Raw genomic sequence first — 22,627 nt, 5'->3', positions numbered from 1 at the left:
GAATCTTAGTGAGAAAGATAGTTTTTAAACGCTTCGGTTTGCGGGTTGGCAAAGCAGCTCGCATCCCCAAACTCGACGATATGACCGTTTTCCATATACACCACACGACTGGCCGTTTTACGTGCAACTTCCACTTCGTGGGTGACGATCACCTGAGTAATGTTGGTTTCCGCCAGTTCGCGAATGATGCTGACGATTTGGGCGGTAATTTCCGGGTCAAGCGCGGCGGTCGGTTCATCAAACAGCAGCACCTGCGGCTCCATCATCAACGCGCGGGCAATGGCCACACGCTGTTGCTGGCCACCGGAAAGATGTAATGGGTAACGATCGCTGTAAGGCTTGAGGCGCAGACGTTCCAGCAGTTTCTCGGCGCGCGCCATCGCTTGCTCTTTTGTCAGACCCAGTACGCGGCAGGGCGCTTCAATCAGGTTCTGCACAACCGTGAGATGCGGCCAGAGATTATATTGCTGAAAGACCATGCCCACGTTCTGACGCAGATCCCGAATGGCTTTATCTGACGGGGTCTTCGTGAAGTCGAAACGGTTGCCCGCAATAGAGAGCGTGCCTGAGCGCGGCATCTCAAGCAGGTTGAGTACGCGCAGCAGCGAGCTTTTCCCGGCTCCACTTGGGCCAAGTAACACCAGTGTTTCACCCTGAGGGCAATCCAGCGTGATATCGAACAGCGCCTGATGTGCGCCGTAGAAGCAGTTAATGCCGTTTAATTGAATACTCATTGACACTCGATACTGGCAGTCTGATAGCTATTGAAGCCGCAGATACTACCTTTGACAGAATAGTTATGCAATATTTATGCGTTAAAAGTTAAATGCAAACCGCATTCTTCTCTAAACATAGCACAAAATAGCGGGGCCACCAGTGGGCAAGAATAAATGTCGGCATTCTATGCAGAATGCCAGACAATTTATGGGGGTTATGATTTAAGCGGGTGAATGGGGCGGTTAGCGGTTTTCGACAGACTGGCGCAGCGTCCCGGCTGGCGCGTGTACGCTGCCGCCCAGATAGCGTACATCATCAACGACCCAGCACTGACCTTCACGGATCATCAGCACTTCATCACGCCAGCTTTGGTCACCCTGTTTCAGCTCTACGCGCAGTGGAATGTTGCGTGCATCACTATTCGGAATAGTCGATGCGCTGGCGACACTGGCGCTGTCTGGTAACGTAGCGCGACTGGAGAACGGATCGCTGTTAAACAGATCGCGGTGTGCATTATCACGGCTGGCATCGGTCAGCAGTTTAGCCAGATTGTCGCTCAGGTACGGACGAAGGGCGGTAATATCATTGTTTCGATGCTGAATACGGTAATCATAGAATTGTTGAGCCACGCTGTCTGGCCCACCTTCTATGCATGAACCACTACGCGTGCCGTTATCTTTATAGACCGGCGTCACGGTCGTACAGGCGCTGAGAAGTAGTGCACATGGAACCAGCAGAGAGAGTTTCGAATAGCGCATAATGATTTCCTTATAAGCTTCCTACTAATTGTGTTCTACGATGAACAATTCGGTCTCACTAAAGATTGTATGATCGATTAACACATTGTTTTTGCTAAAGCAAATTCGCGGACACCCGACCTGAAGCATGTTGGTGGCGCTCGTTGCCAGCTTCAGCTTTAGTATATCAACCTGCAACGGGGCGTTGGCGGCCATTCATGCTTCTTATACTGTATAGACCATCTGAGCATTTGCATGTTCCATTTGCCGCGCTTTACGCCTGGCTAAACAAAACTCATGCCGTGTTGTTGGCTATAAGGGACTCCGGATGGCTAAAATAAGAGTTGCTTAATCTCGGTGCCCGTGCGTTAATGATCCAGTCGGTTTGAATAACAGACGATATACAAAGTAGTTTACTCAAGCAGTTCTCATTTTCAGGTGTAATCCGTTTATCCCCTCTTTGAGTCTCTTCATTAAGCACTACGAAGTTTCTGTCATAAAAACCAAGCTTGCCGAAAGGCTCAAATTAAGGAATAAATATATGTCTACTAAAATGACTGGTTTAGTTAAATGGTTCAATCCTGAAAAAGGTTTTGGCTTCATTACGCCTGCAGATGGCAGCAAAGATGTCTTTGTCCATTTCTCAGCGATTCAAAGTAATGAGTTTAAGATGCTGAATGAAAACCAGAAAGTCGAATTCGGTGTGGAGCAGGGACCTAAAGGTCCATCCGCAATTAATGTTGTGGCGCTTTGAGGTAACTATTATTACTAATCATATTCACTTTCGCTGTCCATGTTGCCATGGTTCCCAATACAGAACATCAACCTTTGATGTTACTGAAGGAAATCCATTCGGGGCAAAATGTATTTTTTGTAAATCAAAAATGATTACATTTGATAACGTAGCAATGTACATTCAGTCCGGCCAGGCGCCATTAGATTTCAGAAAATAATAACTTCAGGCCCCCAAACATCTGGGGGCTTTTTTATTTCTGGCGGCTTGCCAGTCAAATAAAAATAAAAAATGCACCACCTGAAACCGCTACACATCAACAAGGATAGCAGTTTTATTTGGCGGGCTTTCCTTTGAGTGTCATAGTGTATTGGTTTGATAATGCTTTTGAGATTGTGCTCTTAGCGCAAAAAGGAGATTAACCATGCAGTTTTCGACAACCCCTACGCTGGAAGGACAGAGCATCGTGGAATACTGCGGTGTTGTTACCGGTGAAGCCATTTTAGGCGCGAATATCTTCCGCGATTTTTTTGCCGGCATTCGCGATATTGTTGGCGGTCGCTCCGGCGCGTATGAAAAAGAGCTGCGTAAAGCGCGTGAAATTGCTTTTCAGGAGCTGGGCGAACAGGCGAAAGCGCTGGGTGCTGATGCGGTGGTCGGTATCGATATCGATTACGAAACCGTAGGCAAAGACGGTAGCATGCTGATGGTGAGCGTCAGCGGTACCGCGGTGAAAACTCGCCGATGAAACGTCTGTTGTGTCTGCTGGCATTTACGCTGTTGCTGGTGGGATGTGCTGGCGAAAAAGGGATTGTCGACAAAGACGGGTATCAGTTAGATACCCGCCGTCAGGCCCAGGCTGCTTATCCACGCATTAAAGTACTGGTTATCCATTACACGGCCGATGATTTTGACTCTTCCCTGGCTACGCTGACCGATAAAAACGTCAGTTCACACTATTTGATCCCCGCAGTGCCGCCGCTTTACCATGGTAAACCGCGTATCTGGCAACTGGTGCCGGAAAAAGATCTGGCCTGGCATGCGGGGATTAGCTTCTGGCGCGGCGCTACGCGTATTAACGATACCTCAATTGGTATTGAGCTGGAAAACCGCGGCTGGCAAAAATCGGCGGGCAGCAAGTATTTTGCGCCGTTTGAGCCCGCGCAGATTCAGGCGTTAATCCCATTGGCGAAAGATATCATCGCCCGCTACGACATAAAACCGCAAAACGTGGTGGCTCATGCAGACATTGCGCCGCAGCGTAAGGACGATCCCGGTCCGCTGTTTCCGTGGCAAGCACTGGCCGCTCAGGGCATTGGCGCATGGCCGGATGCTCAGCGTGTGGCATTTTATCTCGCCGGACGAGCGCCCCATACGCCGGTAGAAACCGCGTCATTGCTCGATCTGCTGTCACGCTATGGCTATGAGGTAAAACCCGAGATGACGCCGCGTGAACAGCAGCGGGTGATTATGGCGTTCCAGATGCACTTCCGCTCGACGTTGTGGAATGGCGTGGCGGACGCGGAAACGCAGGCGATTGCCGAAGCGTTACTGGAGAAATACGGGCAGGGTTAACGCAGACACCAATGCCTGATGGCGTTTCGCTTATCAGGCCTACGGTTAATTTGGCAGGTTTTTGTGGCGCTTGTGCCGCCACCCTGCAATGGCTATCAGCCTAACGCGGCAGCTTACCGTGGTCGCGCAGCCAGGCCGCGGTACGCTCAATCCCTTCATCCAGCGTCACAACGGGCTGATAACCTAACTCTTCCTGGGCGCGGCTGGTATCCAGCGTAAAGTCAAAATTCAGCTTCGAAACGCCGTAATGCGTAAGCTTTGGCTCTTTCGCCGATTTATTGCCTAAGCGCTCCATGCTGCGGGCAATCATGTCCAGCATCGGGTAGGGCACGGAGCGGATACGGCAATCAATATTCAGCTCGTCGATAAGTTTCTGCACAATACTGCGCAGGGTGCGATGTTCACCGTTGGTTATATTGTACGCGCGACCCGACGGCAGCTTATCGCAGGCTTGCTGACTCGCCAGCCACATCGCGTGAACCGCGTTCTCGTAATAGGTCATATCCACCAGCGCACTCCCGCCGTGCGGCAACAGGATGCTGCCGTAGTGGTACATCATATGGGCGAGGCGGGGAATAAAGACTTTATCGTGAGGTCCGAACAAGCTTTGTGGGCGCAAGACAGTAAAGCGAGTCTGCGGGTTGGCCTGGGCGAGCAGCGCAATCACCTCTTCACCAGCCGCTTTGCTGCGGGCGAATTCGTTGGCGAAGCGATGGGGACGGAAGTCTTCTTTGATATCGCGATGATGGTGATAATCAAAATACAGCGACGGAGAAGAGATATGAATAAAGTTACGTACGCCCCAGGCTACGGCCCACTCGCCCAGACGGCGGGTAGCACGAACGTTGGCCAGATCAAAAGCTTCCTGAGTTCCCCACGGAGAGGTGAAACTGGAGCAGTGCCACAGCGTGTCAATGCCGGCAAGCATCACTTTTGCCTGCGAAGAAACCAGCTCGGTCAAATCCGCATGCACAAACTCTGCGCCCATTTTCTCCAGCAGCTTGCCCATCGCTTCGTTGCGACCGGTGGCTCTGACGCTGACGCCTTTGCTGCATAAAAACTCAACCGCGTTTCGGCCCAAGCCGCTGGTGGCTCCGGTAACCAGTACCTTCATATCAATCCACTGTGTTTAAAAAACGTCGTGCGCATTCTTCCGTGAATTACGCCTGTATGCAATGGGAAACATGAAAGAATACAGGCTCTTTTTATCATTAGTCTGTGATTTGTTCTGCAAGTTTGGCTATACGCTTCGCCATCCCCCTGAAAATGAACAGGTGGGCGGGGATCATCAACAGCCAGTAGAAGAGGCCAGGCATACCGTGCGGATGCCACCACGCGCGTACATCAATGCGCCGGTGATCGCCTTTATCTTCCAGTGTGAAGCTCAGGCGACCCAGTCCCGGCGCTTTCATCCCAAACAGCAGCGTCAGCTGTTTCTCCGGCTCAACGATGATGACTTTCCAGCTATCAACGGTGTCGCCAACTTGCAATAGTGGGTGTTCGGGACGACCTTTTGCCAGCTTATGGCCGACCAGCAGGTCCAACGCCGCGCGCGTCTTCCATAGAATATTGCCAAAGAAATAGCCTTCTTTGCCGCCGAGTCGATTCACAACCTGCCACAGCGCTTTTGTGCTGGCAGAGGTTTCAACGCTAAAGCCAGCTTGTTTGGCGAAATAGCCATATTCTGGACGCCAGCGGGCAAACGCCTGTGCGTCGTAACCCCAGTCGCTGGAGTTGACCAGCTTCTCTTCTTCCTTCAACGTGCTGCGCACCGCGTCATCAAAGGCAATCAGTTTTTGTGGGATCAGCGCACGTAATTCGGTGTCATCGGCCAGCAGGTCGTGTTTTAAGCCCTGGATCAGCGCTTTGGCCGTGGTTGGCGGCACTGACGTAATGACGTTCAAAAACCAGACCGAAATCCAGCGGGTAGGGAAGGGGATGGGGATGAGCAGGCGATGTTTACCGCTGACCGCCATAAAATGCTCGAACTGTTCCTGATAGCTCAACACCTGCGGCCCGGCGGCTTCGAGGACGCGGTGATGCTGTGTGGGATTTTCCAACAATGCCACCAGATAGTACATTAAATTCTCCAGCGCGATAGGCGTGGTACGCGAGCGTACCCAGCGTGGAGGGGTGAGAACCGGCAGGTTGTAAACCATATCGCGCATGACTTCAAAGGCAGCGGAACCCGCTCCCACGATAATGCCCGCGCGCAATTCCGTCATTGGCACGCCTGACTCGCGCAGGGTGTCTGCAGTTATCTGTCGCGCACGCAGATGCTCGGATTGTTCATGCCGGGGAGCCTGCAATGAGCTCAGGAAAATAAGCTGTTTAACTGGCGTATTACGCAGCGCATCGCGCACGTTCATCGCCACCTGACGTTCGTGGGCGATAAAATCACCGCCTTCGCCCATACCATGAACCAGATAATAAACCGTATCAACACCCGTCAGCAGCGGGGTGAGGTTATCTGGCCAATTCAAATCGACCTTGTGGCAACTGACATTGGCCAGTTGCTGCTTTTCCAGCCGTTCAATGCGACGTGCCGCAGCCAACACCTGATGCCCTTGCTGACTGAGCGCCTGTACCAAATGCTGACCAATGTAGCCACTGGCGCCAAGAACCAAAATCCGTTGCGGCACGCCCATCTCCTTATTGGGTTAAAAAAGCGCGCCAGTGGGCGACGACTTCAGCAAGTTGTTCACGTGATACGTCCAGGTGCATCACCAGGCGCACAATCGGGGAGGCGTTAATCAGCACACCTTGCGCTTTCATATACTCGCCCAGCGCGGTAGCGTGCTCTTCGCCAACGCGAACAAACAGCATATTGGTGTCGTGGCGCATGACGTCCGCCCCTGCTTCGCGCAGCTGCTCCGCCATCCAGGCGGCGTTGTCATGATCTTCCTGCAAACGCGCCACGTTATTTTTCAGCGCATACAGCCCGGCCGCTGCCAGAATACCGGCCTGACGCATTCCGCCGCCGGTCATTTTGCGCCAGCGAATAGCGCGTTTGATGTACTCGTGGCTGCCGACCAGCAGTGAACCAACGGGGGTACCGAGGCCTTTGGAGAGGCAAATGGTGAACGAATCACAGTATTGCGTGACATCTTTAAGTTCACAGCCGTAGGCGACGATGGCGTTAAAAATACGTGCGCCGTCGACGTGCAGGGCAAGATTACGCTCACGGGTGAATTCCCAGGCGTCTTTCAGATACTCGCGCGGCAGCACTTTGCCGTTGTGGGTATTTTCCAGGCTGAGCAAGCGGGTGCGGGCAAAATGGATATCGTCCACTTTGATTTTTGCAGCTACTTTGTCCAGAGGCAGGGAGCCATCCGGTGCTGCGTCGATAGGTTGCGGTTGAATGCTACCGAGCACCGCTGCGCCACCTGCTTCGTAGAGATAGTTATGCGCGCCCTGGCCGGCAATGTACTCTTCGCCACGCTGACAATGGCTGAGCAGCGCCACCAGGTTAGCCTGAGTACCGGTAGGTAAGAAAATAGCGGCTTCTTTACCAGAAAGCTCTGCGGCGTATTGCTGGAGGGCGTTAACGGTAGGGTCGTCTCCATACACGTCATCCCCGACCGGGGCTGCCATCATCTCTTCCAGCATGGCGCGACTCGGCCGGGTGACGGTATCACTGCGTAAATCAATCATGGTGTCTCCTTATTACACTTCATCCTTCAAGCTGTCTCGGCGTTGGCCGCACCCTTAAACCCCAGTCACATAGTATACCTATGCTCCTGGGGATTTTCGGGCTAGCCGCCTTGATGCATCATGAATGATTTTGTGTGTGATTTAATAAGGATGTTTTACCTGAGCCAGTTCGTTTTCGCCAGTTCGATCACTTCATCACCGCGTCCACTGATGATTGCACGCAGCATATACAGGCTAAAACCTTTGGCCTGTTCGAGTTTGATCTGCGGCGGGATCGCTAGCTCTTCTTTCGCCACGACCACATCGACCAGCACTGGGCCGTCAATCGACATCGCCCTTTGTAGCGCTTCATCAACCTCTGAGGATTTTTCCACGCGAATGCCTGTAATGCCGCAGGCTTCGGCAATCCGCGCGAAGTTGGTGTCGTGCAGTTCAGTGCCGTCGGTCAGATAACCGCCCGCTTTCATCTCCATTGCGACAAATCCCAGCACGCTGTTGTTGAAGACAATAATCTTCACCGGCAGCTTCATCTGGACAACCGACAGAAAGTCTCCCATCAGCATGCTAAAGCCGCCGTCACCGCACATTGCTACAACCTGGCGTCCTGGTTCTGTAGCTTGTGCACCGAGTGCCTGCGGCATAGCATTCGCCATCGACCCGTGGTTAAACGATCCGAGCAGACGACGTTTGCCGTTCATTTTCAGATAGCGTGCTGCCCACACCGTTGGCGTACCAACGTCGCAGGTAAAGATGGCATCGTCAGCGGCAAAGTGGCTGATCTGCTGCGCCAGATACTGCGGGTGAATGGCTTTATCGCTGGGTTTGGCTAAATCATCCAGCCCTTTGCGCGCCTCGCGATAGTGCTCCAGCGCTTTGTCCAGGAACTGCCGCTCGGTTTTTTCCTCCACCAGCGGCAGTAGGGCACGTAACGTAGATTTAATATCGCCTACCAGCGCCATATCAACTTTACTGTGCGCGCCAATGCTCGCCGGATTGATATCAATCTGAATAATTTTGGCGTCGGTGGGGTAGAACGGGCGATAGGGGAACTGGGTGCCAAGCAGGATCAACGTGTCGGCATTCATCATGGTATGGAAGCCGGATGAAAAGCCAATCAGCCCGGTCATACCCACATCATAGGGGTTATCGTACTCAACATGCTCTTTACCACGCAGGGCGTGAACAATCGGCGCTTTGATTTTAGCCGCAAACTCAACCAGTTCTTTATGCGCACCGGCGCAGCCACTACCGCACATCAGGGCGATATTGCTGGAGTAGCGCAGCAGTTGCGCCAGTTTTCTCAGCTCTTCTTCTTGTGGAGTCACCACCGGGAGCGGCGCATGATACCAGTGCGTGGTGGCGCTTTCAGGTGCAGGTTTTAGCGCCACGTCACCGGGTAAAACCACCACGGAAACGCCACGGTTGAGCACCGCCTTACGCATGGCAATTGCCAGCACCTGTGGGATTTGTTCTGGGCTGGAAACCAGCTCGCAATAGTGGCTACATTCGCGGAACAACTCTTGCGGGTGGGTCTCCTGAAAATAACCGCTGCCTATTTCACTGGAGGGAATATGCGCGGCGATTGCCAGTACCGGGACGTGGTTACGGTGACAATCAAACAGCCCGTTGATCAGGTGCAGGTTGCCTGGCCCGCACGAGCCTGCGCAGACGGCCAGTTCGCCCGTCAACTGCGCTTCAGCACCCGCAGCGAAGGCTGCAACCTCTTCATGACGGGTTGGCATCCAGTCAATTGTTCCCATACGATTCAGACTGTCACTCAGACCATTAAGTGAGTCACCCGTTACACCCCAAATGCGTTTTACGCCAGCCTGTTCGAGTGTTTTAGCAATAAAAGCGGCAACCGTTTGTTTCATGGTTTTCCTTCTCCTCTAATGTGATACCGGTTACAAGTTTAGATGAAGATAATAGTTATGCTTCTCATTTCCCCCTTATTTCCGGCAGGTTTCATTTAACCTGTATTAAGCGTAGTTTGTTATTGGACATGGTGAAACAAGGAATAAATTCAAATGGTTATAAAACTATTAAATTCAGTTAACCGAGTACTGACTCACGAAGATTTTGGCAAGTTATTGTTACGCTTTGCCGTCGGTGGGCTGATGCTGTTTCATGGGCTGCATAAACTCTTTGCGGGTATTGATGGCATCAGCGGTATGTTGATAGCGAAAGGTTTCCCTGGCTTTATTGCGTATGGCGTTCTGTTGGGAGAGGTCGTGGCACCGTGCCTGATTATTCTTGGCATCCTGACGCGTCCGGCGGCGTTGGGGCTGGCGTTTACGATGGTTGTGGCATGGCTGATGGTCGGGATAGGCGAAACCTGGACACTGGATAAAACCGGTGCATGGGCGATTGAAAGTCTGGTTTATTTCTTTATCGGCGCGCTGGCCGTGGCGTTTTTGGGGGCGGGGCGTTACTCCGTTGCCGGGAATTCTGCCTGGCGATAGTTACCATCTGAGAGTCTATACCGAGGCGGGAAAGCGTAGCATTGCTCCGCCTCGTCGTTCAATTTGTCGCTACTCTATGTCGTCACTGTTCCATAGTTTGTGCCGACGTCTCAGCGCTCGCTGCGTCAATGCCCTTGCCATCGCGGCGCCTATTTCAGCGCTGACCACCAGTCCCTGAATAAACGGACGATCGTGCATCAACCACGGCAGCCCGCCAAAAGCGATGCGATTGCGGGCGTTTTCCGGCGCTTGCAGCGTGTAATCTTCGCCGATATCCGGGATCTCATCGCCACAGGCCAGCAGTTGATCGCGTAGTGTTGGGAACGGGATATCTTTGCTCTGCAATGCCCGTTGTCCTCGGGCGTCAATAAACACATCAAATTCGCAGCGCTGACCGTGGTGGGAAATTACCGTCATTTCCTGTTCATTCATGCGCTCATAATCTGTGCCGAGCGCGAGGATCTCAATCAGCCCGGCTTCGTGCAGCGCCAGCAGTCGGCGAACTGACTCTGACGGGATTGCCGCATAGTTATCAATAAATACCCGCGCCAGTCCGCGCCTGAAACGTTTTTCGTCGCGGGTATCAAGATGAGGGACTATCTCCTCGATAACCTCGTGCAGGCGCAGCAAGGTATAGCGCCAGGCGACGGTATGTTGTTTTTGCTTGTTGCGCTCAACTTCTACCAGGTTACGTCTCGCCCAGTCAAAAGGGTCATGTCTGAGCCTGTCGGCGAAATAGACTTCGGGGAACGTGTCGGCGTTAAGCGTCGCAAGCGCCACCTGTTGGCACCAGCCTGGCGCTGCGTCTTGCAGTTGTTGCGCCATAAGCTGAAAGATGCGGTCCAGTAATCCGTTTTGTCCATGGGCAATGGCATCTTCAATTGCTTCTGGCGTCGCGATATTCAGCGATTCATACGGAAGGGGGCAGTAAAAATCCGCTTCAGGCAGTACCCCGCTGCGCGACATCAGGGTTAGTTTCAGGTTTTGACTGTCGGATTTAGGTGTGAATTGCAGTGAATGGTCGGTATTGGTAGTGAAGGTGCCATGCTGACTGGCCACAGCCATCGCGGCGTCGATAGCACTTAACGAGGTGCCCAGAATCCCTACCCGGCAAGCACCAATCTGCGCGTCCATCAGACCGGTCCACGGACTGGGGAAAAATTTGCGTTCCTGAGCATCCGTTTCAGGCCACAGATGACCAGTGGCGATAGCGGCGAAATCCACCTCAACGGGTTGTGACGCGTGGTTGATCCACAAAGAAACCCCATTCGGGTCTGCTCGCAGGTCGGTGACTTCGCTTGATTCATGTACGCGAATCGTGAAACCGGCTTGTTGCGCTTTCTCGACAATGGCTAAAAAACGATCGCGATAATAGTCGCCGAGGATCACGCGGGGCAAAAATTGCCGCTCATGCAAAGACGCGCGTTTAATCTGAAACTGGGCCAGATAGTCATCACTTTGATTCTGAAGCCACGTCAGATAACTGATATAGATCGGCGGGATCTCAATGCTGGCTATATTTGCCAGCATGTGGTCTGCGTTGTTGTCGCTATTGTAAGGCATGCCAACGCCCGCCTCTTCAGCTTGCTCGTAAAGCTCTATTTCCAGCGGTTCACCGCGCTCAACCAGGGCATGAAACGTATAAATCCCGGTGGGACCGACGCCGACAATAGCCACTTTTTTCATGGGGATCCTTGTAGAAAGTTCGACGTGCTAGTCGGGGATTATGTTTAATCTGCGCAGGGTAAGTGTGGTCGATAATTTGCGGGGAGAGTGAAAACATCAGAATTTTGCAACGCCTGACAGCATAAAAAAAGGCCACCCGGTACAGCCAGGCAGCCTTTTGCACATCAGATACCGGCCAATTACGCCAGCACTAAATCACCCTGCGGATGACAGGAACAAGCCAGCACATAACCTTCAGCGATTTCTGCGTCGGTCAGCGTCATGGTGCTGCTGACCGTGTAGTTACCGTCAACCACTTTGGTTTTGCAGCAGCCGCAAACACCTGCACGGCATGCGGCGACAACCGGAACCTTGTTGCTTTCCAGCGCTTCCAGCAGCGTACTGCCCACCGGCGCGTAGAACTCTTTCGCCGGCTGTAGCTTGGTAAACTTCAGGCCACTGGTGGCGGCTTCGGCAACAGGTGTGAAGAACTGCTCTTTAAAGAAGCGCGTCACACCCAGCGCTTTGACTTCTTTCTCGACCAGATCCATATACGGTGCCGGGCCACAGGTCATCACGGTACGCGAGGTCAGATCCGGTACGCTTTTCAGCAGTTCAGTCGTCAGTCGGCCGGAAACAAAACCTTCTGTGGCATTGTTTTCAGCAACTAATGTCACCGGATATTCGCGCCACTCGTCGGCAAAAATGACATCTTGCGGCGAGCGAACGTTAAAGATTACCTGTACATCCGCTTGTGGGCGGTACTTTGCCAACCAGCGACGCATTGACATGATTGGCGTGACACCACAGCCGGCGGCCAGCATCAGGAACTTGTCTTCCGCTTTATCTTCACAGGTGAACTCACCCATTGCATCCGACAGCCAGATATAGTCGCCGCGCTTCACGTCGCGGGTTAGCCACTGTGAACCTGCGCCATCGTCAATCCGGCGGATGGTCAACGTGATGTACTCGCTAACGCCCGGCGTTGAAGAAATGGTGTAAGCACGCAGCATATCCGCTGAATTACGTACGCTGACCAGTGCATACTGCCCGGCGCGGTAAGGATAATAATCGTGGCATAGCAACGAAATTGTCCATACATCCGGCGTTTCCTGATGGATGTGGTGAACCTGCATCCGCCATGGGCACTGATGAGTTGGCATTGTCATTCTTTACTCCTTACGCGCTCAGCAGTTGCTTCATGTCTTCTTCAACGGTGGTCACGGAACGCAGACCAAATTTCTCGTTGAGAACTGCCAGCAGATCCGGTGTGAAGAAACCAGGTGCAGTCGGGCCAGTGACGATGTTTTTCACGCCCAGAGACAGCAGGGTCAGCAGAATAACAATCGCTTTCTGTTCGAACCAGGAGAGCACCAGAGACAGTGGCAGATCGTTCACGCCACAGCCCAGTTTCTCAGCCAGGGTTACCGCCAGGATGATGGCAGAGTAAGCATCGTTACACTGACCAGCATCCACCAGACGCGGCAGGCCTTCGATATCTCCGAACTCCAGTTTGTTGAAGCGGTATTTACCGCAAGCAAGGGTCAGGATCAGGCAGTCATCCGGCACGCTGGTGGCGAAGTCGGTGAAGTAGTTACGTTCACCACGTGCACCGTCACAACCGCCAACCAGGAAGATGTGACGCAGTTTTTCGCGGCTCACCAGGTCGATCAGGGTATCAGCAGCGCCCAGCAGGGTCTGACGACCGAAACCTACGGTGATAAGGTGCGGGATTTCGCTGTACGGGAAGCCAGCCATCTGCTGTGCCTGAGCGATAACCGGACCGAAGTTGTCGCCTTCGAGGTGGCTCACACCCGGCCAACCGACGATGCTACGGGTCCAGATACGGTCGTCGTACGCGCCAACGGTCGGGTCGATGATGCAGTTAGAGGTCATGACGATCGGACCTGGGAAGCGGGCAAACTCTACCTGCTGGTTCTGCCAGCCGCTGCCGTAGTTACCGATCAGGTGCTTGAACTTACGCAGTTCCGGGTAGCCGTGCGCCGGCAGCATTTCACCGTGGGTATAAACGTTAACACCAGTACCTTCGGTCTGCTCCAGCAGGTTGTACAGATCTTTCAGGTCGTGACCGGAGATCAGGATGCACTTACCTTCGGTCGCTTTTACGTTGACCTGAGTCGGGGTTGGGTGACCGTATTTGGTGGTTTCACCGGCGTCCAGAATGCTCATCACTTTGAAGTTCATCTGGCCGATTTCCATTGAACACTCCAGCAGAGCGTTCATATCGGCAGGCCAGGTACCCAGCCATGCCATGATTTTGTGGTACTGAGCGTAGATTTCGTTGTCGTACTGACCGAGAACGTGCGCGTGCTCCATGTAAGCTGCCGCACCTTTCAGGCCGTACAGACACAGCAGACGCAGGCCGAGAATGTTCTCGCCAATGGCTGCTTTGTCTTTGTTCGGGGTAAATTCAGCGGCCTGACGTTGCAGGTCGCCCAGATCGTCGCTGACCAGTTGCAGATCGGCCATCGGGTTGGTGACCGCTGCGTTCGCGTCGATGTTCAGGCATTGCGCTTTCAGGGCGTCGCGCATGGCGATAGCTTCACGGGCATAGCCAACAATACGCGGGGAATCGAAGTTAACGTTAGTCAGCGTGGAGAAGAACGCACGCGGCGCAAAGTTATCAACCTCATGGTCGATGATGCCGTATTCACGTGCTTTAACAGCCCATGCAGACAGACCTTGTAGGGAAGCAATCAGCAGATCCTGCAAATCGGAGGTTTCAGCCGTTTTACCGCACATACCCTGCGCGTAAGAGCAGCCGTTTCCTGCCGGAGTACGGATGGTTTGTTCACATTGCACACAAAACATGGTCACACCTTTTAAAGTTATATTTGATATACATGTTTAAGGTTATGCCTGTGCGCGAAGGGATAAAAGGGATTTCTGCTACTACTTGCAGGGAGATTGATTTAGCGCAATTTTGGCGGTAGCTGACTACCGCCAGAGAGGTATTTGTCCCGGCGTCAGGCGGAGAAAAACGCCATCAGCAGAGGTACTAACAGACTCAGAATAAAGCCGTGGACGATGGCTGCCGGGACCATTTCCAGACCGCCGCTGCGTTGTAAAACGGGCAGGGTGAAGTCCATTGATGTCGCGCCGCATAATCCCAGCGCGGTAGAGCGGCTGCGGCCCACCATTCCTGGAATCAACATAATGGCGATCAGCTCACGGGCCAGGTCGTTAAAGAAGGCGGCACTACCAATTACGGGCCCGAACGATTCGGTTAACAGAATACCGGACAGGGAATACCAGCCAAAACCTGATGCCATCGCCAGCGCGGTTTTCAGCGGTAGACCGAGGATCAAGGCATTGATAACCCCCGCCAGCATCGAACTGGCGACGACGACGACGGCCACGATCATCCCACGACGGTTCAATACAATTTGCTTTAAGGTCATGCCGCTGTTGCGCAGTTGAATCCCCACCAGGAACAGTAAAAAGATTAACGTATATTCGCTGGCTTCGGTGGCATGCTGCAGAATGGGAAGCCCAGTGAGGCCGAGCAGGAAACCGACGACGACGACGCCGCAAAGCTGAAGCGACTCAAGCGCCATTGCAATTCGCGAGGGGAGCTTTTCTTGCTTGTGGTTGTGTCTCCAGGGCAGCGAACGCTCCAGCCAGAACAGCGCCGCAATATTACACAGTATAATGACCGTCACGCTGACCGCAGAATAATGAAGAATGGCTAACAGGTTGCTGGCGAGATTATCCAGAAACGCCAGGCTAATACCCATAAAAAAGAGAATAAGGTAGACGATCCAGCTTAACAGGCGATTGATAAGTTGTAATGCAGCCCTGTGCCGGAGCGGAATAAGGTAGCCCACAATAAGGGGAACCAGAATGATTAACAGCCCTGAAAACATGAAAATCAGATCCTTGCTGAGAAGTAAGACGAAATGCGTCACTATAACCTAAATAATTCAAGTTGCAGGAAGGCGGCAAGGGAGTGAATCCCCGGGAGCGTACATAAGTACGTGACTGGGGGGAGCGAGCGCAGTCAACACATCTGCAACTTGAAGTATAACGGGTATACACACTACTCAATGCAAAGAGGGGAGTAAAGTTGCAAATAAAAGGAAATATAGAGAGGAACAAAAAGACCTGACTTTCGCCAGGCCTTTTTGTTAGCGATTAATCGCGTTTTTCGAGCAGGGTGCGGTAAATAAGACCGCCGAGAACCCCACCGATAATCGGCATGACCCAGAAGAACCACAATTGTTGCAATGCCCAGCCGCCCTGGAAAATGGCTACTGCGGTACTACGTGCCGGGTTTACGGAGGTGTTGGTGACCGGAATACTGATTAAGTGAATCAGTGTTAACGCCAGACCAATTGCGATAGGTGCAAAACCTGCCGGAGCATGTTTATCGGTCGCGCCGTGGATCACTAATAAGAAACCTGCGGTCAGAATAATTTCAATGACGACGGCAGAAAGCATGGAATAACCGCCTGGTGAATGTTCACCAAAGCCGTTCGAAGCAAAACCACTGGCCGTTGCATCAAAACCTGCTTTACCGCTGGCAATAAGATACAGTGCCGCAGCTGCAACAATACCGCCCACAACCTGAGCAATAACGTAACCAATAACATCTTTTGCCGGGAAACGACCGCCAGCCCATAAACCGAAGGTTACCGCCGGGTTAAAATGCCCACCTGAAATATGACCCACAGCGAATGCCATGGTTAATACTGTCAGGCCGAATGCCAGCGCGACACCGGCAAATCCAATTCCCAATTCCGGGAATGCGGCTGCCAGCACTGCACTACCGCACCCACCAAAAACGAGCCAAAACGTACCGAAGAATTCAGCTGCTAATTTCCTGAACATAACCACCTCAATTAAAAGTTCCGGGTTCGTGTTCCTTGCCCGGTAATTCATCGCTAAAAGGGACGATGATGAAAGAGCGGGTATTTTAGAAAAAAATATCATCCCTTCGCCAGTTAAATTGATGAAAAAATTTGATTTAAGGCAATATGTTGCGATTCCTTTTTGAATCTTGGGTGAATGAAGCATAGTTCAATTAGCGAAAGGACGATGATTAAGTTCTGAAATTATATTCGGGAGAAAACATAAGAAGAATATTCTTATTTTTTTTGCTTTTGCGATTCACACCAGATTGATATCGGGTGTCCTGAGCGCCCGCTTGCCGTTATACTCCTGATAACTTGAAGGAAAAAGTTAGCATTTCCGGAGGCTATATGATTCTCGAACGCGTTGAGATTGTTGGATTTCGCGGTATTAACCGTCTGTCGTTGATGCTGGAGCAGAGCAACGTGCTGATTGGGGAGAACGCGTGGGGTAAATCCAGTCTGCTGGATGCCTTGACCCTGCTGCTGTCGCCGGAGTCAGACTTGTATCATTTTGTCCGCGAGGATTTCTGGTTCCCGCCGGGTGATATACAGGGCCGGGAACACCACCTGCACATTATCCTGACGTTTCGTGAATCCCAACCAGGTCGTCACCGGGTGCGTCGCTATCGTCCTCTGGAAGCCAGTTGGACGCCTTGCCAGGATGGCTATCACCGCATTTTTTATCGCCTGGAAGGCGAGTGTGCGGATGACGGTAGCGTTCTTACCTTGCGCAGTTTTCTTGATGGCGACGGCCATCCATTACCTCTCGATGACATTAACGATCAGGCGCGCCACCTTGTGCGTCTGATGCCGGTACTGCGTCTGCGCGACGCGCGATTTATGCGACGGATCCGCAACGGTACCGTGCCGGACTCGGCGGATGTCGAAGTCACCGCCCGCCAACTGGATTTTCTGGCGCGTGAGCTGGCTACCCGGCCGCAAAACCTGACCGACGGGCAGATCCGTCAGGGGTTATCGGCCATGGTTCAGTTGTTGGAGCACTATTTTTCCGAGCAGGGGGCTGGCCAGTCCCGCTACCGTCTGATGCGCCGTCGCTCCAATAACGAACAACGAAGCTGGCGCTATCTGGACATTATTAACCGCATGATTGATAAACCCGGCGGACGTACGCACCGGGTTATTCTGTTGGGCCTCTTTTCGACCTTGTTGCAGGCCAAAGGCACGCTAAGGCTGGATAAAGACGCCCGACCTTTACTGCTGGTGGAAGATCCGGAAACGCGTTTACATCCCATCATGCTGTCGGTGGCCTGGCACTTGTTGAATTTACTGCCTCTGCAGCGAGTGGCGACCACCAACTCCGGTGAGCTGCTGTCCCTTACGCCTGTTGAGCATGTTGTTCGTCTGGTACGTGAATCATCCCGTGTCGCTGCCTGGCGGCTTGGGCCGGGTGGGATCAGTGCAGAAGATGGTCGGCGAATCGCATTTCATATTCGTTTTAATCGTGCGTCATCGTTGTTTGCCCGCTGCTGGCTGCTGGTGGAAGGTGAAACGGAAACCTGGGTTATTAACGAACTGGCCCGCCAGTGCGGACATCACTTTGATGCAGAAGGGATTAAAGTCATTGAATTTGCCCAGTCCGGTCTTAAGCCGCTGGTTAAATTCGCCCGCCGGATGGGGATAGAGTGGCATGTGCTGGTCGATGGCGATGAAGCCGGGAAAAAGTACGCGGCCACGGTACGTAGCTTATTGAATGACGACAGAGAGGAAGAGCGTGAGCATTTGACCATGCTCCCCGCGCTGGATATGGAACACTTTATGTATCGCCAGGGATTTGCTGACGTCTTTCACCGGGTGGCGCAAATTCCGGAGAATGTGCCTATGAATATGCGCAAAATAATCTCCAAGGCGATACATCGTTCGTCAAAACCGGATTTGGCCATTGAGGTGGCGATGGAAGCCGGGCGGCGGGGCGTTGATGCGGTGCCAACGCTGCTGCGAAAAATGTTTTCCCGCGTGCTGTGGCTGGCACGCGGCAGAGCGGATTAGTGGCGAAACATCGACGACAGCTGCGAATGGATGCTGTCCAGTAGCTGATAGCGGCGGCGGTATTCTGCGCGTTTTTTGCTCGCAATATCCGCCTCGCTTTTTCGCGCCAGCGTGCGCGGAATATGGTAGTACCCGTTGCTGTCGCACTCACCGCCAACCGACTCCCAAAAAGCGTTGTAGTCAGAATGGATCACCTTGTTTTTATCGTGGTAGCGTTGACTGCGAAAGATATGCTGTTCATTACTTACAGCCATAACTTTTTCAATATTCAACTGTTCGGCTAAACGGCAAATGGTTTCCATCACAATACGTTTTGGGAAAATTCCATGGCAGGACTTCGTCGCTTTTTGGATTGCTTCGTGCGGTAGTTGCGCATTGCCCTGCACACCGCCAATAAATAATGTCCTTTTCCCATTATATTCGCAGAACGTAAACGTCATTTTAGTTAGCACGTCTCCGTCACCATTGCGCACCTGAATGGTGGCTTCACCCTCTTTATCCAGTACCGGAAACATCATCATGGTGATGGTAAATATATCGCCGTCTTTACCTTCGGTTTGCGCCAGATGTAAGCCGTCATTGCTTAATAAGGCGTTAAATTCAGCGGGTAAGAATGCGTGGCGGATAAAATGGTAATGAAAACGCACCGCATCTAAACGCATTTTGCGGGAGAAGTTTGCCGCAAGATAAGGACGGTGCAAACGAACCGGCAGTCGGGGTTGACGGGCGAGCAGGGGGCCAAGATCCGGCCATTGGGCCAGTTCAGTCATCCATTCCTGAGTGAGGCGGGGTATCAATAATGAACGCCAGATAAACTTACGACGAAAGCTCCGTTTATCCCAGCAATGTGCGGGCCGTAAATGACCGCTGCTCAGGCTGAAAAAAAGGCCAAAACGCGTGACTGGTTTGGTGGAAAGAAAAGTGCTTTCAGTTAGCTGGCTCATAATATAAATCCGATTGATACCTTTGTACTAATTTCAGCACAGCGGATCTTAACCATTCATCAATAACTCTGTTATTCTTGCGCTTTTCAACGGCGATTTATTTAACGTTGATGTTTAGCACTCCACTCTGGTGGGCGTATTGGGGGAATTGGGACATTTATGAAGCTCAAGGGAAAAATCAAAAAACGCTATTTTCTGTTCGCCGTCGTCCTTATTGTGGCGGCAATTGCACTTTGGCGAACGCTTAATGCGCCTTTACCTCAGTATCAAACATTAATTGTTCGTCCTGGCGATCTGCAACAAAGCGTGCTGGCGACCGGTAAGCTGGATGCGCTGCGTAAAGTTGACGTCGGGGCGCAGGTCAGCGGGCAGTTAAAAACGCTGTCGGTCGCGATTGGCGATAAAGTGAAAAAAGATCAGTTGCTCGGTGTTATCGATCCTGAACAGGCGCAAAACCAAATCAAAGAGGTTGAAGCGACGCTAATGGAATTGCGCGCCCAGCGTTTACAAGCCGAAGCTGAGTGGAAGCTGGCGCGGGTCACTCTCTCCCGCCAACAACAGCTGGCGAAAACTCAGGCCGTTTCACAGCAGGATCTCGACACGGCGGCCACCGAAATGGCGGTCAAACAGGCGCAAATTGGCACAATTGACGCGCAAATTAAGCGTAATCAGGCCTCTCTCGATACGGCGAAAACCAATCTTGATTACACCCGCATCGTTGCGCCAATGGCTGGCGAAGTAACACAAATTACTACCCTGCAGGGGCAAACCGTTATTGCCGCCCAGCAGGCACCTAACATTCTGACCCTGGCGGATATGAGCACCATGCTGGTGAAAGCGCAGGTTTCTGAGGCTGATGTAATTCACCTGCATCCGGGGCAAAAGGCCTGGTTTACCGTGCTGGGCGATCCGCAGACGCGCTACGAAGGTAAGCTCAAAGATGTTCTCCCGACGCCAGAGAAAGTGAATGATGCGATTTTCTACTATGCCCGCTTCGAAGTTCCCAACCCGAAAGGGATCCTGCGCCTGGATATGACCGCGCAGGTCCATATCCAGCTCACTGATGTCAAAAATGTCCTGACCATCCCGCTGTCGGCGCTGGGCGATCCTATCGGCAATAATCGTTATAACGTCAGGTTGCTGCGTAACGGCGAAACCCGCGAACGTGAAGTGGTTATCGGCGCGCGTAATGACACCGATGTGGAGATCGTGAAAGGGCTGGAAGAGGGGGATGAAGTCATTACCGGTGAGGGCAACGCTGGAGCTGCAAAATGACAGCATTGCTTGAGCTGAGCCATATCCGCCGCAGCTATCCGTCAGGCGAAGGCCAGGTTGAGGTGTTGAAGGACGTATCCTTGAGCATTCAGGCCGGGGAAATGGTGGCGATTGTCGGGGCGTCGGGTTCGGGTAAATCGACGCTGATGAACATTCTCGGCTGTCTGGATAAGCCAACCAGCGGTACGTATCGGGTTGCCGGACGCGATGTCTCTACGCTGGATAGCGATGCGCTAGCGCAACTCCGTCGTGAGCATTTTGGTTTTATCTTCCAGCGCTATCACCTGCTGTCGCATTTAACCGCCGCACAAAATGTTGAGGTACCGGCGGTCTACGCGGGCACTGAACGTAAGCAGCGCCTGGCGCGTGCGCAGGAATTACTCCAGCGGCTGGGGTTGGGTGACCGGGTTGACTATCAACCTTCCCAGCTTTCCGGTGGTCAGCAGCAGCGGGTCAGTATCGCGCGTGCGCTGATGAACGGGGGGCAGGTTATTCTTGCCGACGAACCCACCGGTGCACTGGATAGCCATTCCGGCGAAGAGGTGATGGCGATTTTGCATCAGCTGCGCAATCGCGGGCATACGGTAATTATCGTTACTCACGATAGCCAGGTCGCCGCGCAGGCCGAACGGGTCATTGAAATTCGTGACGGCGAGATTGTGCGCAATCCACCGCCACAGAACCCCTCTGGCGGACGCGATATCGCGGAGCCAACGGTGAAAACGGCATCCGGCTGGAGCCAGTTTGTCAGCGGTTTTCGTGAAGCGCTTACCATGGCCTGGCTGGCAATGGCCGCGAATAAAATGCGAACGCTACTGACCATGCTTGGGATCATTATCGGTATTGCTTCGGTGGTGTCGATCGTGGTGGTAGGCGATGCGGCTAAACAACTGGTACTGGCAGATATTCGCGCTATAGGTACTAACACCATTGATATCTATCCAGGCAAAGACTTCGGCGACGACGATCCGCAATATCAACAGGCGTTGAAGTATGACGATTTGACGGCGCTACAGAAGCAGCCCTGGGTCAGTTCAGTAACGCCTGCGGTGTCGAAGAACCTGCGGTTACGCTATGGCAATATCGATGTTGCTGCCAGTGCTAATGGCGTTAGCGGCGACTATTTCAACGTCTATGGCATGACATTTAGCGAAGGGACCACCTTTAACGCCGAGCAACTGGCGGGGCGCGCTCAGGTGGTGGTGCTCGACAGCAATACCCGTCGTCAGTTGTTCCCCAATAAAGCGAAAGTTGTTGGCGAAGTCGTGCTGGTGGGGAATATGCCTGCCACGGTGATTGGTGTTGCAGAAGAGAAACAGTCGATGTTTGGCAGTAGCAAGATCCTGCGTGTCTGGCTGCCTTATAGCACTATGTCCGGGCGCATTATGGGACAGTCGTGGCTGAACTCGATCACCGTGCGAGTGAAGGATGGTTTTGACAGTGCCCAGGCCGAACAGCAACTGACCCGACTGTTGACGTTGCGCCACGGCAAGAAGGATTTCTTCACCTGGAATATGGACGGCATCTTGAAAACCGCCGAAAAGACCACACGTACATTACAACTCTTCCTGACGCTGGTGGCGGTGATTTCGCTGGTGGTCGGTGGGATTGGCGTGATGAATATTATGCTGGTTTCAGTAACCGAACGAACGCGTGAGATTGGCATTCGTATGGCGGTTGGCGCTCGCGCCAGTGACGTGCTGCAACAGTTCTTAATTGAAGCAGTGTTGGTGTGTCTGGTTGGCGGCGCGTTGGGCATTAGCCTGTCGATGCTGATCGCTTTTACGCTACAGCTATTTCTGCCGGGCTGGGAAATTGGATTTTCACCCGTCGCGCTGTTGACGGCGTTTCTGTGTTCGACTGCAACCGGGGTGTTGTTTGGCTGGCTACCGGCGCGGAATGCGGCACGTCTGGATCCGGTAGATGCTCTGGCGCGGGAATAATGCCACAGAGATAAAAATGCCAGCCGCAAGGGCTGGCATTT

At 52.8% G+C, this 22,627-nt stretch carries 20 protein-coding genes; 8 read left to right on the top strand and 12 right to left on the bottom strand.

Annotated features, from left to right (window positions below; all coding sequences use genetic code 11):
• Window positions 1-5: 5 nt before the first annotated feature.
• Together artP and OGY13_RS18190 are read right to left on the bottom strand one after the other, a co-directional pair.
• Window positions 6-734 carry an arginine ABC transporter ATP-binding protein ArtP gene (artP, locus tag OGY13_RS18195; protein ID WP_003027295.1) on the bottom strand — a complete coding sequence of 243 codons (729 nt, stop codon included), beginning with the start codon at window positions 732-734 and terminating at the stop codon, window positions 6-8.
• Window positions 735-959: 225 nt separating this feature from the next.
• The gene (locus OGY13_RS18190) at window positions 960-1,475 is read right to left on the bottom strand and encodes a lipoprotein (protein ID WP_003834409.1); all 516 of its coding nucleotides are present in this window, start codon (window positions 1,473-1,475) and stop codon (window positions 960-962) included.
• Between the two features lie 520 nt (window positions 1,476-1,995).
• Here OGY13_RS18190 and cspE point away from each other — a divergent pair.
• The 4 genes from cspE (at window position 1,996) to OGY13_RS18170 (ending at window position 3,762) form a co-directional block, all read left to right on the top strand.
• Window positions 1,996-2,208, top strand: coding sequence for a transcription antiterminator/RNA stability regulator CspE (cspE, locus tag OGY13_RS18185; protein WP_213752582.1), 213 nt, complete (start codon window positions 1,996-1,998; stop codon window positions 2,206-2,208).
• A gap of 10 nt (window positions 2,209-2,218) precedes the next feature.
• The gene (ymcF, locus tag OGY13_RS18180; protein WP_071692589.1) at window positions 2,219-2,407 is read left to right on the top strand and encodes a cold shock small protein YmcF; all 189 of its coding nucleotides are present in this window, start codon (window positions 2,219-2,221) and stop codon (window positions 2,405-2,407) included.
• A 204-nt stretch (window positions 2,408-2,611) separates the two neighbouring features.
• The gene (locus OGY13_RS18175) at window positions 2,612-2,935 is read left to right on the top strand and encodes a heavy metal-binding domain-containing protein (protein WP_001160725.1); all 324 of its coding nucleotides are present in this window, start codon (window positions 2,612-2,614) and stop codon (window positions 2,933-2,935) included.
• The gene (locus OGY13_RS18170) at window positions 2,932-3,762 is read left to right on the top strand and encodes an N-acetylmuramoyl-L-alanine amidase (RefSeq protein WP_008785229.1); all 831 of its coding nucleotides are present in this window, start codon (window positions 2,932-2,934) and stop codon (window positions 3,760-3,762) included. Before OGY13_RS18175 ends, OGY13_RS18170 begins: the two co-directional genes overlap by 4 nt.
• A 100-nt stretch (window positions 3,763-3,862) precedes the next feature.
• On the opposite strand, the gene OGY13_RS18165 is transcribed toward OGY13_RS18170, so the two are convergent.
• The 4 genes from OGY13_RS18165 to poxB form a co-directional block, all read right to left on the bottom strand.
• A complete protein-coding gene (locus OGY13_RS18165) occupies window positions 3,863-4,876 on the bottom strand; it encodes a 3-beta-hydroxysteroid dehydrogenase (RefSeq protein ID WP_060683559.1) in 1,014 nt (337 codons plus the stop codon).
• Between the two features lie 97 nt (window positions 4,877-4,973).
• Complete coding sequence (locus OGY13_RS18160; protein WP_191215579.1) at window positions 4,974-6,404, bottom strand: SDR family oxidoreductase; 1,431 nt, start codon at window positions 6,402-6,404, stop codon at window positions 4,974-4,976.
• A gap of 10 nt (window positions 6,405-6,414) precedes the next feature.
• Entirely contained in the window at window positions 6,415-7,416 is a 1,002-nt protein-coding gene (ltaE, locus tag OGY13_RS18155) for a low-specificity L-threonine aldolase (RefSeq protein WP_048234951.1), read from the bottom strand.
• Window positions 7,417-7,571: 155 nt separating this feature from the next.
• Entirely contained in the window at window positions 7,572-9,290 is a 1,719-nt protein-coding gene (poxB, locus tag OGY13_RS18150) for a ubiquinone-dependent pyruvate dehydrogenase (protein WP_032943955.1), read from the bottom strand.
• Between the two features lie 153 nt (window positions 9,291-9,443).
• Here poxB and OGY13_RS18145 point away from each other — a divergent pair, with 153 nt between their 5' ends.
• Complete coding sequence (locus OGY13_RS18145; RefSeq protein ID WP_213752583.1) at window positions 9,444-9,878, top strand: DoxX family protein; 435 nt, start codon at window positions 9,444-9,446, stop codon at window positions 9,876-9,878.
• A gap of 69 nt (window positions 9,879-9,947) precedes the next feature.
• Here the strand turns inward: OGY13_RS18145 and OGY13_RS18140 are convergent, their stop codons facing one another.
• The 5 genes from OGY13_RS18140 to aqpZ all read right to left on the bottom strand — a co-directional run bounded on the left by OGY13_RS18140 (window position 9,948) and on the right by aqpZ (window position 16,394).
• Complete coding sequence (locus OGY13_RS18140) at window positions 9,948-11,564, bottom strand: FAD-NAD(P)-binding protein (protein ID WP_213752584.1); 1,617 nt, start codon at window positions 11,562-11,564, stop codon at window positions 9,948-9,950.
• A 179-nt stretch (window positions 11,565-11,743) separates the two neighbouring features.
• Window positions 11,744-12,712, bottom strand: coding sequence for an NADH oxidoreductase (gene hcr / locus OGY13_RS18135; protein ID WP_213752585.1), 969 nt, complete (start codon window positions 12,710-12,712; stop codon window positions 11,744-11,746).
• Window positions 12,713-12,722: 10 nt separating this feature from the next.
• Complete coding sequence (hcp, locus tag OGY13_RS18130) at window positions 12,723-14,375, bottom strand: hydroxylamine reductase (RefSeq protein WP_008785224.1); 1,653 nt, start codon at window positions 14,373-14,375, stop codon at window positions 12,723-12,725.
• 155 nt (window positions 14,376-14,530) lie between these two features.
• The gene (locus OGY13_RS18125) at window positions 14,531-15,430 is read right to left on the bottom strand and encodes a LysO family transporter (RefSeq protein WP_181510746.1); all 900 of its coding nucleotides are present in this window, start codon (window positions 15,428-15,430) and stop codon (window positions 14,531-14,533) included.
• 268 nt (window positions 15,431-15,698) lie between these two features.
• On the bottom strand, window positions 15,699-16,394 hold the full coding sequence (gene aqpZ, locus OGY13_RS18120; RefSeq protein ID WP_003840208.1) for an aquaporin Z: 696 nt from the start codon (window positions 16,392-16,394) through the stop codon (window positions 15,699-15,701).
• Window positions 16,395-16,765: 371 nt separating this feature from the next.
• Here aqpZ and OGY13_RS18115 point away from each other — a divergent pair, with 371 nt between their 5' ends.
• Window positions 16,766-18,424, top strand: a complete 1,659-nt coding sequence (locus tag OGY13_RS18115) for an ATP-dependent endonuclease (protein WP_003834292.1) — start codon at window positions 16,766-16,768, stop codon at window positions 18,422-18,424.
• On the opposite strand, the gene OGY13_RS18110 is transcribed toward OGY13_RS18115, so the two are convergent.
• Window positions 18,421-19,368: a VirK/YbjX family protein gene (locus tag OGY13_RS18110; protein WP_048234957.1), complete on the bottom strand. Its 948-nt coding sequence runs from the start codon at window positions 19,366-19,368 to the stop codon at window positions 18,421-18,423. The two genes, OGY13_RS18115 and OGY13_RS18110, sit on opposite strands and share 4 nt — an antisense overlap.
• A 159-nt stretch (window positions 19,369-19,527) precedes the next feature.
• Here OGY13_RS18110 and macA point away from each other — a divergent pair, with 159 nt between their 5' ends.
• On the top strand, window positions 19,528-20,643 hold the full coding sequence (gene macA, locus OGY13_RS18105) for a macrolide transporter subunit MacA (RefSeq protein WP_071444783.1): 1,116 nt from the start codon (window positions 19,528-19,530) through the stop codon (window positions 20,641-20,643).
• Entirely contained in the window at window positions 20,640-22,586 is a 1,947-nt protein-coding gene (macB, locus tag OGY13_RS18100) for a macrolide ABC transporter ATP-binding protein/permease MacB (RefSeq protein ID WP_213752586.1), read from the top strand. The genes macA and macB overlap by 4 nt, the downstream gene beginning before the upstream one ends.
• Window positions 22,587-22,627: the final 41 nt, after the last annotated feature.

The organism is Citrobacter sp. Cpo045, assembly GCF_030332875.1.
GTDB lineage: Bacteria > Pseudomonadota > Gammaproteobacteria > Enterobacterales > Enterobacteriaceae > Citrobacter > Citrobacter portucalensis.
The sequence above is the reverse complement of the archived record's forward strand: the minus strand, read 5'-3'. Positions and strand labels throughout refer to the sequence as shown.

Coding starts and splice junctions, on each gene's coding strand:
- artP (WP_003027295.1), bottom strand. CDS start 734: ATGAGTATTCAATTAAACGGCATTAACTGCTTCTACGGCGCACATCAG.
- OGY13_RS18190 (WP_003834409.1), bottom strand. CDS start 1,475: ATGCGCTATTCGAAACTCTCTCTGCTGGTTCCATGTGCACTACTTCTC.
- cspE (WP_213752582.1), top strand. CDS start 1,996: ATGTCTACTAAAATGACTGGTTTAGTTAAATGGTTCAATCCTGAAAAA.
- OGY13_RS18175 (WP_001160725.1), top strand. CDS start 2,612: ATGCAGTTTTCGACAACCCCTACGCTGGAAGGACAGAGCATCGTGGAA.
- OGY13_RS18170 (WP_008785229.1), top strand. CDS start 2,932: ATGAAACGTCTGTTGTGTCTGCTGGCATTTACGCTGTTGCTGGTGGGA.
- OGY13_RS18165 (WP_060683559.1), bottom strand. CDS start 4,876: ATGAAGGTACTGGTTACCGGAGCCACCAGCGGCTTGGGCCGAAACGCG.
- ltaE (WP_048234951.1), bottom strand. CDS start 7,416: ATGATTGATTTACGCAGTGATACCGTCACCCGGCCGAGTCGCGCCATG.
- poxB (WP_032943955.1), bottom strand. CDS start 9,290: ATGAAACAAACGGTTGCCGCTTTTATTGCTAAAACACTCGAACAGGCT.
- OGY13_RS18145 (WP_213752583.1), top strand. CDS start 9,444: ATGGTTATAAAACTATTAAATTCAGTTAACCGAGTACTGACTCACGAA.
- OGY13_RS18140 (WP_213752584.1), bottom strand. CDS start 11,564: ATGAAAAAAGTGGCTATTGTCGGCGTCGGTCCCACCGGGATTTATACG.
- hcr (WP_213752585.1), bottom strand. CDS start 12,712: ATGACAATGCCAACTCATCAGTGCCCATGGCGGATGCAGGTTCACCAC.
- hcp (WP_008785224.1), bottom strand. CDS start 14,375: ATGTTTTGTGTGCAATGTGAACAAACCATCCGTACTCCGGCAGGAAAC.
- OGY13_RS18125 (WP_181510746.1), bottom strand. CDS start 15,430: ATGTTTTCAGGGCTGTTAATCATTCTGGTTCCCCTTATTGTGGGCTAC.
- aqpZ (WP_003840208.1), bottom strand. CDS start 16,394: ATGTTCAGGAAATTAGCAGCTGAATTCTTCGGTACGTTTTGGCTCGTT.
- OGY13_RS18115 (WP_003834292.1), top strand. CDS start 16,766: ATGATTCTCGAACGCGTTGAGATTGTTGGATTTCGCGGTATTAACCGT.
- OGY13_RS18110 (WP_048234957.1), bottom strand. CDS start 19,368: ATGAGCCAGCTAACTGAAAGCACTTTTCTTTCCACCAAACCAGTCACG.
- macA (WP_071444783.1), top strand. CDS start 19,528: ATGAAGCTCAAGGGAAAAATCAAAAAACGCTATTTTCTGTTCGCCGTC.
- macB (WP_213752586.1), top strand. CDS start 20,640: ATGACAGCATTGCTTGAGCTGAGCCATATCCGCCGCAGCTATCCGTCA.